Source organism: Roseiarcus sp. (assembly GCF_049514155.1).
Taxonomy (GTDB): domain Bacteria; phylum Pseudomonadota; class Alphaproteobacteria; order Rhizobiales; family Beijerinckiaceae; genus Roseiarcus.
In genome coordinates, this window is record NZ_JBEKVH010000137.1 from 1 (window position 1) to 10327 (window position 10327).

The window sequence follows — 10327 nt, forward strand, 5'->3', positions numbered from 1 at the left end:
CGCTGATCCCTTTCATGTCCAAGCGAGTCGCTAAACTCTGGAAATGATTAGAATCAATGCCGTGCGCTTTGCCCAGAAAAATCGAACCGGACAGCCGTGGGTCAAGCCCGGCCATGACGGTGGTTTGGCCGCGGCGCTCCTCAGCCCGCGCAATGCCCGCGCAAGCTCCGTCGCCGAATCTGCCGCGAGGCGTCGCGACCGACCTGGGTCGCGACGGCAGGACGTGCGAGCGCGGGCGAGATGAACAACGCATTGGCGCAGGTCGAACGGCTTTGGGCGAATCTTCTCGCCTTGGGGGCCAGGCGCTTGGCGGCGCTGGCGATGATCGGCGTCACCGTCTTCGCCGCGACCGCCTTCGCCGGTTATTACCTCAGCCGGCCGACGACGGAGACGCTCTACTCCGGCCTCGACCGCGACGACGTCGTCGGCATCGGCTCGAGCCTGCGGGAAGCGGGGATCAATTTCGACGTCAGCGCCGACGGGACGACGGTGATGGTGCCGGTCGGGCAGGCCGGATCGGCCCGCATGTTGTTGGCGGAAAAAGGCCTGCCGCATTCCGGCAGCGTCGGCAACGAACTCTACGACAAGCTCGGATCGCTCGGCCTGACCTCGTTCATGCAGGAAGTGACGCGCGTTCGCGCGATCGAGGGCGAGCTGGCGCGCACGATCCAGATGATGCGCGGCGTCAAGGCGGCGCGCGTCCATATCGTCATGTCCGACGAAGGCTCGTTCCGCCGTGAGCGGCAGGCGCCCTCGGCGTCGGTGATCATCCGCACCGACGGCGGCGACGATCGCTCGGTCGGCGACGCGATCCGCCACCTCGTCGCCGCGGCGATCCCCAACATGAAGACCGACGAGGTCACGGTCCTCAATGTCGACGGCCGGCTTCTCGCCAGCGGCCCGGACAACCTCGAGAAATCGCCCGACAACCTGCTCGGCCTGGAAAAGGAGGTTTCGCAGGAACTGCGCGAGAAGATCACCACCACCCTTGCGCCCTATCTGAGCCTGCACAATTTCCAGGTCAGCGTCGCGGCGCGACTCAACGCCGACAAGACCCAGACCAACGAGACGATCTACAATCCCGACCAGCGCGTCGAGCGATCGGTGCGGGTGGTCAAGGAGAAGCAGAACTCGCAGAACGCGGCTGGCCAGCCCGCGGCGGGCGTCGACGCCAACCTGCCCAAGAACAAGCCGCAGTCGACCGACACCAAGCAATCGAGCGACGCCACCGACAAGAAGGAGGAGCTGACCAACTACGAGGTTTCCTCCAAGCAGATCACCACCACTAGCGCCGGCTTCGTCATCGACGGCCTGTCGGTGGCGGTGCTGATCAACAAGGCGTCGCTGACGGCGTCGCTCGGCGACAAGCCGGCGCCCGACGCGCTGGACAAGCAGGTCAAGGAAATCGAGCAGCTGGTGTCGACCGCCGCCGGCCTGCGCAAGGACCGCGGCGACCTGGTCAAGATCGCGGTGGTCGATTTCGCCGCCGACTCCGGGCGCGACCTCGCGCCGGTCGAGGGGCCGTCGCTGCTCGAGACGCTGGCGCGTCAGGCCGGGTCGTTCGTCAGCTCCGGCGCGATCGTCCTCGTCGCGCTGTTGCTGCTGTGGTTCGGCCTGCGGCCGGCGACGCGCATGTTGCTCGCGCCGCCGGCCGAATCGACTCCCGCGTTCGCCGGCTTGAGCGAGCTCCCGCCGCCGATGTCGGCGCTCGACGGCCCTGGCGGTCCCGGCGGCCCGGCGATTGCGCTGGGCGCCCTCGGCGGGCCGGAGGCGAACTTCCTCATCGACGCCAACGACGAGCGCGACGACTTTCTCAAGGAGCTCGTGGCGCGCAAGGACAAGAGCCCGCAACGCCATCTCCAGAAGCTGGTCGATTTCGACGAGGAGGTCGCGGCGGCGATTCTCAAGCAATGGATCCGTGAGGGAGCAAACGCATGAAGCCGGTCCCGATCTTGCAGTATCTCGACCACTTCGGTCGGGTCGGCCAGGCGGACGTCCAGCCGATCGCCCAGGCGCCGGCGCCGTTCAAGCCGCGCACGCTGCGCGCCGTGCCGGACCTGGCCGCGCGCGCTTCGCTCCCCCTGAGCCGCGCCTTGCAGGAAATGGGGTCGCCGCGCGCCGAAAGCGCGCCGGCGCCCCGGCCGCGGCCTCCCGCCGTTCCGAGCGAGGCGGAGATCGAGGCGCGGATCGTCGAGGCCTACGAGCGCGGTCGCCGCGAAGGCGCGGCCGCCGCGCGCGCCGAGGCGGGCGAAAACCTCGAGCGCGAGGTCGCTGGCGAACGCCAGCGGGCGATGGTCGCGCAACTCGACTTCCAGCTCAACGAATACGCGCAAATCGCCGAGGCGGTTTCAGCCGGGCTGCAGGAGATCGAACAACGGATCGCCGAAGTCGTGGCGCGTCTTGTCGAGCCGCTGGTCGCGCGCGCGACGGCCGACCGGATCGTCGAAGCGTTGTGCGACAATCTCGCCAGGCTTCGGGTCGGCGGTTCGCCCGGCCTGATCAAGATTCGCGGCCCCGAGCGCGTTCTCGCCGCGCTGCGCGAACGGGTCGCCTACCTCGCCGTCGAGGTCGAGTACGTCGCCGATCATGGCGTCGAAGTCTCGATCGAGGCCGACGAGACGACGATTTGCAGCCAACTGCAGCCCTGGGCTGACCTCATCGCCTCACTCGCCGGGTGACGCGCTTCCATGGACGACGCCCAGCATCCCGAAATCATCATCGTCAGGCGCCGCGGCGGCCACGAGGAAGAGCACCACGGCGGCGCCTGGAAGATCGCCTTCGCCGACTTCATGACGGCGATGATGGCGTTCTTTCTCGTGCTGTGGATCATCAACGCCACCGACAAAGACACCAAGACGATCATCGCGCGCTATTTCAACCCGGTGAAACTCGAGGAATCGTCGCGCACGCCCAAGAGCATTCACGGCGACGGCTCGGCGACGCCGGCGGCCGAAGCGCCCGACGGGAGCCAGGCGCCGAAATCGAAGGCGCCCGGCCCGGTCGGCGCCGCCAAGACTCCCGATAGTCCGCCGCCGCCGATGCCGACAACCGGCTTCGACAAGCCGGACGGCAATACGCCGGGCGCGGCGGCCAACCTCGGCGATCCCGCCAGTCCCAAGGCGAACATGAGCGAGGGCGTGCTGTTCGCCGACCCCTACCGCAGTCTCGACGCCATCGCCGGACCGACCTCGCCCAACATGCTCGCGATCATGCAGCGCGACGCGACGAACGGCGCATCGGCCAACGACGGCCTCGCCGATCCGTTCCGCTCGGCGGCGCGCCAGGCGACCCCGGAAACCGAGACGAACGAGCCGTCGAAGCCGCCGGCGGTCGAAGTCGCGCCGTCGCCGTCGGCCCAAAGCGCGGCCTCGCCGACGCCTCAGCCGACCCTCGTCGCGCCGACGCCGCCTGCCGCCGCCGACAACGAGGCCAAGCCGGCGCCTGCCGCCACCGCCGAGTCGAAGCTGACGGCCGCCGCCGCCGCTCGGCTGCAGAAAGAGCTGGAGCTGCAGATCGCGCCGCCGGGCGCGGCGCGGCTGGGCCCGGCCGTCGACGTCAAGGCGACCGACGAAGGCCTGCTGATCAGCCTCACCGACAAAATGAATTTCACGATGTTCGCGATCGGCTCGGCCGAGCCGCAGCCGCAGTTGATCCAGGCGATGGACGCCATCGCCGGCATCCTCAAGCAGCAGTCCGGCCCGGTCGTCGTGCGCGGCCACACCGACGCGCATCCCTACAAGTCGGCGACCTACGACAACTGGCGGCTGTCGTCGGCGCGCGCGCAGATGGCCTATTACATGCTCACGCGCGCCGGATTGCCGGAGAGCCGCTTCGAGCGAATCGAGGGCTACGCCGACAGGCGGCTGCGCGACCCCGCCCATCCGTTCGCGGCCGAGAACCGCCGCATCGAAATCCTGCTCAAGGGAGCCAAGTCGTGAGCGGGCGGCGCCTCGGCCGCGCGCTGGCGGCGATCGCGATTGTCGCCGCTGCGCTCGGCGCCGCCTCCGCGTCGGCGCAGACGATCTCCGACCTGACCTTGGACCTGCAGAACCTGCAGGCGCGCATCGCCGCCGGCGACAAGGCGGCCTACGCCAGCCAGGCCGAACGGATCTCCGCCGTCGGCGCGGCGATCGTCGCGGCCAAGCCCGAAATCTGGCAATCGAAGCGCGAAACCGACGCGGCCGTCATCTATCTGTTGAGCGGCGGCCAGCCGCGCGACATCGTCCAGCTGGTCGAGAGCGGCGCCGTTCCGGCCAGCGAAATCCCGCTGATGCGAGGATCCCTCGCTTACGTGCTCGGCAACGAGGCCGAGGCCGAGAAGCGCCTGTCGGGTTTCGACGCGCGTCGACTTCCTCTGCGGCTCGCCGGCCCGATGGCCTTTGCCCAATCGGTGATCGAGACCGGCCACGATTCGGCCAAGGCGATCGAGCTGCTCGATCTCGCGCGCCTGCTCGCCCCGGGAACGCTGGTCGAAGAGGCCGCGTTGCGGCGCGAGATCATGCTGGAAGCCGACCAGCACAACGTCGCACGCGTCGCCCTGTTGGCGCGGCAGTACGCCTCGCGCTTCGGCGCTTCGGTCTATGCCGAAAGCTTCTTGCAGACTCTCGCCGGCGCGCTCGCTCAAACCGGCGCAATCGACAGCGCGGCGAATTTCGACAAGTTTCATGCCTTCTTCGCCGCGCTCGCGCCCGACACGCGTCGCGGATTCCTGCTCGGGTTGGCGCGCGCGGCGATTCTGAGCGGCCAGTTCGAGGTCGCCGCCACGGCCGCCGCGGCGGCGCTCGACGGCGTTGCGCCCGACAGCGTCGAAGCGGCGCGCGGCAAGCTCTATCAAGCGATGGCGCGCATTCTCACCCCCGATTACGACGCCGGCGTCGCCGAACTGCAAAGCGTCGCTCAGGCCAGGCTCGATCGTCACGATCAGGAGCTGCTCGCCGCGGCGCGCGGCGTGGCGACGTTCATGCGCGAATCGCCGGCGTCGCCGGCCGAGCCGCCGCCGGCCGACACGGCGGCGATGGCCAACGCCAATCCCAACGATGCGGTCGCGCAGACGATCGTCCTCGCCGAAGCGGCCCTCGGCCGCACCGCGCCGCTTGCCGCCGCCGCGCCGAAGGGAAGCCTATGAGCGTCGCCGTCGTCATCGCCGCCAACGCCGCGCCGGCCAGGATGCAAGAGCCCGCGCACGAAACGACCGACCGCGGCGCCGGATCGAAATTCGCCGCCCTGCTCAGCACGCTCGAAAATGAGACGACGAAAGTCGAAGCGTCGTCGAAAGGCGCGTCGGTCGACAGACCGGCGAGCGCCGCGACGACCGCCGAGGCGGCCAAATCGTCGCGCCTCGCCGCGCTCGAGGCGGCGCTCGCCGGTCTGGCGGGCGAGGCGCTCGCCGGCGGCGCCAATTCAGCTTCGGCCAGCGCCTCCGCGTCGTCCAAGACGAGCGGCGGCGCGACGACAAACGCCGCGAAGTCGCGCTCGACGCCGAAATCCGATGCGAGCGCCGCCGTCGTCGCATCGTCCGCCGCCGTCGTCGGCGCAGCGAGCGCGCCGGCCGAAAGCGTCGATCTCTCCTCGACTGCGGCGAAAGGCCGCACAGACGACAGCAAGACGGACGGCGCCGCCGCCACGGATTCCAGCGCTGCGGCGCTGACCGCGCTCGTCGCCTCCGGCTTCGGCGCGCCGGCCGTCGCGGCGTTCGCTGCGATCGTCCCCGCCGCGTCGACGAGCGGCGGCGTCGTTGCGACGGCGGCGCGGAATTCGAACCGACCCGGCGGCGATTCCTCTTCGAGCGCGACGTCGGCGGCGTCCGCCGCTGCGCTCGTCAAGGGCGGCGCCGCCGACTCGGCGACCTCGACTCTGCGCGACATCCTCGGCGGCGATTCGTCGTTGTTCGTCTCCGGCGTCGAATCGCGCACCTATCTCGGCCTCGACGCCGCCTCCACCGCCTTGGCGGCGGCGACGGCGGCCGTCGCAGGCGCGGCGACGAGCCCCGGTGCCGCGCTGCGCGAGCCGCCAGGCTCGACCGCGTCGACGAGCGAGCGCGCGCCGACGACCGGAAAACACGCCAGCGCGGCCGGCGGCGCGCCGGCGCGCGGCGTCGCCGCCTCCGCCGCGACGGGCGGGTCCGCGCTCCCCGTCGCCGGCAAGTCGTCGTCCGCCAAGTTGGGGGATTCGTCGAATGGCGGCGATTCGAACGGCGGCGGCGCTCCGTCGCCGGTCTCGGCGACCTCCGCCTCCGCGACCTCCGCCGCTTCGGACGTCGCTGGCGGCTTCTCGGCGTCGGTCAGCCTCGATCGCTTGCCCGGCGTCATCGCCGACGCGGCCGAGGAGTTCGGCGCCGCGGCTCGGAGCGCCAGCGGTCCGGCCCCGGCCGGCGCGTCGAACGCCGCGCCGATCAAGGAGCTGCAGATCAATCTGGCCCCGGCCGAGCTCGGCTCGCTGCAGGTGACGATGCGGCTCGCGAACGGCAAGCTCACGGTCGTCGTGGAAGTCGCCAAGACCAGCACGCTGCAAGCGATCGCCGGCGATCGCGACGCGATCGCGGCTCGGCTCGGCACGGCTTCGGCCCCGCTCGAGTCCCTGGTCGTCCAGCCGATGCGCGCCGAGGCGGCCGCGGGCGGCGACTCGGGCGGCGAGGCGCAAACCGCAACCCAGGACAATCCCTCCAATGGAGCCAATCGCGATTCGCCAGCCGGCGGGCAGTCGACCTCTCAGCGCGACGGCGCGGCGGACGCTTGGCGGCGGCAAGGCGCGCCGGCTCGCCGCGGCGCTGGCGATCTTACTGTCTAGCGCCGTCGTCGCCCGCGCCGAGACCGCCGAGCTTTGCGAGCAGGAAATGGCGCGCGCCGCGCGCGAGAACGGCATTCCGCTCAATATCCTCTATTCGGTCGGTCTGACCGAAACCGGCCATGCCGGCGCGTTGAGCCCGTGGGACATGAACGTCGACGGGCGCGCCGTTCATTCGGCCAGCCTCGAGGAGGCGCTGCAGCGCTTCGCCGCCGAGCGCGCGCGCGGCGCGAAGCTGATCGACGTCGGCTGCATGCAGATCAACCATCACTGGCACGCCTCGCATTTCAGTTCGTTGGCCGAAATGTTCGACCCCACGCACAACGTCGATTACGCGGCGGGCTTTCTCAAGACGCTCAAGGCCCAGGAAGGCAACTGGACCCTGGCGGTGGCGCGCTACAACGCCGGCCCCGACAATCCACAGGCGCAGAAGGCCTATGTTTGCAACGTGATTGGCAACATGGTGGCGAGCGGCATGGGCGAATGGACGCCGCGGGCCCGCGCGTTCTGCCAGTGACGCGCGCGCGACGGCCGCCGCTTGGGGTTAAAGAAATTGGTAAACAATATCCGCCAGCTTAGCGTTTCGTCGGTCTGAATCGCGCGTGCAGGCGGCAAGGGTCGCCGCCGCGAAGCCGTCGCTTGCGACGGCGCATATGCGCGGGAGTCGCGTCGAATGCCTGCATTGTCTGCCTTTCGGCTTTCGCCTCGCGGCGGCCGACGGCGATTGGAGACGCGATGAGCCTCCGCCCGAACCTTAGGAGCGCGCTCCACTTCATCGGCGTGATCGTTTTCATCGCGCTCGGCGCGCTGAGCGCGTCGCGCGCGCGCAGCGACCCGTTGGCCGAAGTCTACCTGCTCGGCCTGATCGGCGTCGGCGTTCTCGCCATCGTCGTCGGCGCGGGGCCGACCGTCCGTGAGGGCGGCGACGCGGCGGCGGCGGAGTTCGAGCGGCGCGCCGACGTGGCGCTCGCGACGGTGCTCGGCCACATGCGCGACCAGGCCGCCGAAGGGGTGAAGTTCAGCGAGTCGCTCGCCGGCGCCAACCGCAAGCTCGCGCGCGGCGGCCCCTACGACACGGTCAACGAGATCGTTCTCACCCTCATCAACGACAATCGCGCGATGCAGACCAAAGTCAACGGGCTGACGGAGAAGCTCGAACAGTCGCGCTTCCAGATCATGCGGCTGCGCTCGAGCCTGAACAAGGCGGAGGAAATCGGCAGCCGCGATTCGTTGACCGGACTGGGCAACCGCCGCTACTTCGACGCGGCGCTGAACGAGGAGATCGAGCGCGCGCGCGAAGGGGAGAAGACGCTCTGTGTCGGTCTTGCCGACATCGATCATTTCAAGGCGATCAACGACAAATTCGGCCACATGGCCGGCGATGTCGTCCTCAAGCGCTTCGCCGATCTGCTGACCGGCAGCGTCACGGGCGAAGACAAGGTTGCGCGATTCGGCGGCGAGGAATTCGCCATTGTGTTCCCCGACGCCGACCTTTCCGATGCAACCGCGATCGTCAACCAGATCCAGAAGCAGCTCGAGAGCAAGCGCTGGGCGGTCGCGGCCAGCGGCGAACGCCTCGGCGCGGTCACCGCGTCGTTCGGCGTCGCGCGCCTGCGCGACGGCGAATCGGCTGATGAACTGCTGCGCCGCGTCGACGCCAAGCTCTATGAGGCCAAGGCCAACGGCCGCAACCGGGTCGCGGTCGACGCGAGCGACGGCGCCGCCAACGAGTCGGCGTCGTGAACGCTCCGCCGCGCGCGCGAAAACGCGCGCCGACGAGCTTCGGAAGCGTTCTCGCCGAGGTCGAAAACAGGAGCGGCGATCCGGAGCGGATCGCCCGGCCGCTCGGCTATCCGTTCGCCGCCCTCGATCCGCCCACGGAAGCGGCGGACGGCCCGACGAGCGCCTGGGACCAGGCGCTGGCCTGGGTCGAGGCGGCGGGCGAGCCGCCGCAAGTCGAACCGGGGGCCGCGCAAGCCGAACCGGCCGCGCCGCGCGTCGAGCCCGCCGCGCCGCTTTCCGACGATCCCGACGCCATCGCCGCCGAACTGGGCTTGAGCGGCGCGCCGACGCTCGCCGATCTGAACCGCGCGCGGCGGCGCTTCATGTGGGCCAACCATCCCGATCGTCGGCCCGACGCGCCGCGCGCGCTCGCCAATCGCCGCGTGGCGATCGCCAACATGCTGCTCGACCGCGCCGAGGCGGCGCTCACGGCGAATCGGCGACGCGGCTAGGGCGCGCTGATTATGACGGCGCCGCTTCCTGGAAATGATGGGCGAAAAGGTCGACGCATCCGTCACAGATGAAAGCCGACGGCCCGGCGCCGAGCCGCACTTCCGGCGGCGACCTCCCGCAGAATGAGCAACTCTGTTGGCTGGACGGCGGGTTCGCAACGCGCTCGAGCAGGAACGCGCAGCATTCGCGCATGAAGACGTAGAGCGACGCCTTCACCCGTTCGGTGAGCGATTGTTCGTCGTCGAACAACAGCGCCGAGCACCTGCGAAGGCAGCCTTCGTAGTCCTCGTTGTGGTAGTCGATCGCCACGCGATCGATGGCGTCGCGAAGGGTGTCGCTTGCCTGATCGTTCATGTCGGCCCCCTACCGTTGACCCAAGATTCCAGGCGGAAAAATCGTCGGCAGGCCGGTCGACTTGCATGTCGCCAAGGCCGCCGTGCAGCCCGAAGTCGATCTTCCGCTGACGAAAATGGCGTCCTGGACACATGCCCTGAACGCATCCAGACAGGTAAGCCGTGGCGCCGTCGCGACGCGCGTCGTTGCGACGGCCGGTTCGCTAGATTCTCGCGAAGCGCTCTGATTTGTGTGTGAAGGCGCGCCAGCGACAACGGAGCCACGCGCAGCGACTGTTGCGCTCGCGCTCGACGCTGCGACCGCGCCCGCGGCGTCCGTGAATCGCCCGTCTTCGTCATGGTAGGGATTGAATTTTTCCATTTGGCTCGACTCTCTTTCGTCGTTGCCAACCGAGGCGGCGAGGATGCCCGCTCGCTTCAATTCAGACGTGAGATTGCGCGCCTGATCCGAGATTGATTTCAATGCGGAGGCCTCGATTGGATCGGGAAGTCCGAGCAGCACCGCAGCGATTTGCGCGCGAGCGATCTCGCCGCGATCAAGTGCGCTAGCGATGGTCGCCAAGCCGGGAAGCTTCCCGGCGAACGCAACTCGCTCGCGGTAAGCCTCGCCGAGTTCTCGGTCGAGGTCGGCGAGCGGTCGCGGTCGCCAACCGGAGCGGCCGCCAGGGCTCGCTTTGCGTTCGAGCAGCGGCGTCGCGCCGACATAGAGACCGCTTTCATCGCAGCGGACGCCGCGTCCCGCCGCTTCGCTCAAACGGAAATGCCGCGCGAACTGCATGGATGGCCTCTTCTTGCCCGATGCACTCATCTTATGTTCGCGGTTTGTTCGCGTCAAGAATTTGTCCGTGCGATCGTCGGAAACGCCTTGCGTGTCGTGCGTCACCCAGCTTGCGGGGATGACAATGGCGCAAAGCGCGTAGATTCGCGCATGCGGTCGCCGCGACAATTTCTTCCAG

Annotated in this window: 10 protein-coding genes; 8 read left to right on the plus strand and 2 right to left on the minus strand. The window is 69.2% G+C overall.

The window, feature by feature from the left end; translation table 11 throughout:
• The first annotated feature begins 240 nt into the window (after positions 1-240).
• The 8 genes from fliF to ABSF49_RS16770 all read left to right on the plus strand — a co-directional run bounded on the left by fliF (position 241) and on the right by ABSF49_RS16770 (position 9017).
• The gene (fliF, locus tag ABSF49_RS16735; RefSeq protein ID WP_424113791.1) at positions 241-1938 is read left to right on the plus strand and encodes a flagellar basal-body MS-ring/collar protein FliF; all 1698 of its coding nucleotides are present in this window, start codon (positions 241-243) and stop codon (positions 1936-1938) included.
• On the plus strand, positions 1935-2678 hold the full coding sequence (locus tag ABSF49_RS16740; protein ID WP_424113792.1) for a hypothetical protein: 744 nt from the start codon (positions 1935-1937) through the stop codon (positions 2676-2678). Before fliF ends, ABSF49_RS16740 begins: the two co-directional genes overlap by 4 nt.
• Positions 2679-2687: 9 nt before the next feature.
• Positions 2688-3938 carry a MotB family protein gene (locus ABSF49_RS16745; RefSeq protein ID WP_424113793.1) on the plus strand — a complete coding sequence of 417 codons (1251 nt, stop codon included), beginning with the start codon at positions 2688-2690 and terminating at the stop codon, positions 3936-3938.
• A complete protein-coding gene (locus ABSF49_RS16750; RefSeq protein ID WP_424113794.1) occupies positions 3935-5125 on the plus strand; it encodes a chemotaxis protein MotC in 1191 nt (396 codons plus the stop codon). The genes ABSF49_RS16745 and ABSF49_RS16750 overlap by 4 nt, the downstream gene beginning before the upstream one ends.
• Entirely contained in the window at positions 5122-6786 is a 1665-nt protein-coding gene (gene fliK / locus ABSF49_RS16755) for a flagellar hook-length control protein FliK (protein WP_424113795.1), read from the plus strand. The genes ABSF49_RS16750 and fliK overlap by 4 nt, the downstream gene beginning before the upstream one ends.
• 46 nt (positions 6787-6832) lie before the next feature.
• Positions 6833-7300: a transglycosylase SLT domain-containing protein gene (locus tag ABSF49_RS16760; RefSeq protein ID WP_424113796.1), complete on the plus strand. Its 468-nt coding sequence runs from the start codon at positions 6833-6835 to the stop codon at positions 7298-7300.
• Positions 7301-7518: 218 nt separating this feature from the next.
• Complete coding sequence (locus ABSF49_RS16765) at positions 7519-8526, plus strand: GGDEF domain-containing protein (RefSeq protein ID WP_424113797.1); 1008 nt, start codon at positions 7519-7521, stop codon at positions 8524-8526.
• On the plus strand, positions 8523-9017 hold the full coding sequence (locus ABSF49_RS16770) for a hypothetical protein (RefSeq protein WP_424113798.1): 495 nt from the start codon (positions 8523-8525) through the stop codon (positions 9015-9017). Before ABSF49_RS16765 ends, ABSF49_RS16770 begins: the two co-directional genes overlap by 4 nt.
• A 10-nt stretch (positions 9018-9027) precedes the next feature.
• Here the strand turns inward: ABSF49_RS16770 and ABSF49_RS21740 are convergent, their stop codons facing one another.
• Both ABSF49_RS21740 and ABSF49_RS16780 read right to left on the minus strand, forming a co-directional pair.
• The gene (locus tag ABSF49_RS21740) at positions 9028-9372 is read right to left on the minus strand and encodes a ClpX C4-type zinc finger protein (RefSeq protein WP_490363328.1); all 345 of its coding nucleotides are present in this window, start codon (positions 9370-9372) and stop codon (positions 9028-9030) included.
• Positions 9373-9381: 9 nt separating this feature from the next.
• A partial coding sequence (locus tag ABSF49_RS16780) for a hypothetical protein (RefSeq protein ID WP_424113799.1) occupies positions 9382-10327 on the minus strand: 946 nt, incomplete at its 5' end.

Bases quoted from the DNA above. Each gene is read 5' to 3' on its own strand.
- ABSF49_RS16740 (WP_424113792.1), top strand. From the start codon at position 1,935: ATGAAGCCGGTCCCGATCTTGCAGTATCTCGACCACTTCGGTCGGGTC.
- fliF (WP_424113791.1), top strand. From the start codon at position 241: ATGAACAACGCATTGGCGCAGGTCGAACGGCTTTGGGCGAATCTTCTC.
- ABSF49_RS21740 (WP_490363328.1), bottom strand. From the start codon at position 9,372: ATGAACGATCAGGCAAGCGACACCCTTCGCGACGCCATCGATCGCGTG.
- ABSF49_RS16760 (WP_424113796.1), top strand. From the start codon at position 6,833: ATGGCGCGCGCCGCGCGCGAGAACGGCATTCCGCTCAATATCCTCTAT.
- fliK (WP_424113795.1), top strand. From the start codon at position 5,122: ATGAGCGTCGCCGTCGTCATCGCCGCCAACGCCGCGCCGGCCAGGATG.
- ABSF49_RS16745 (WP_424113793.1), top strand. From the start codon at position 2,688: ATGGACGACGCCCAGCATCCCGAAATCATCATCGTCAGGCGCCGCGGC.
- ABSF49_RS16765 (WP_424113797.1), top strand. From the start codon at position 7,519: ATGAGCCTCCGCCCGAACCTTAGGAGCGCGCTCCACTTCATCGGCGTG.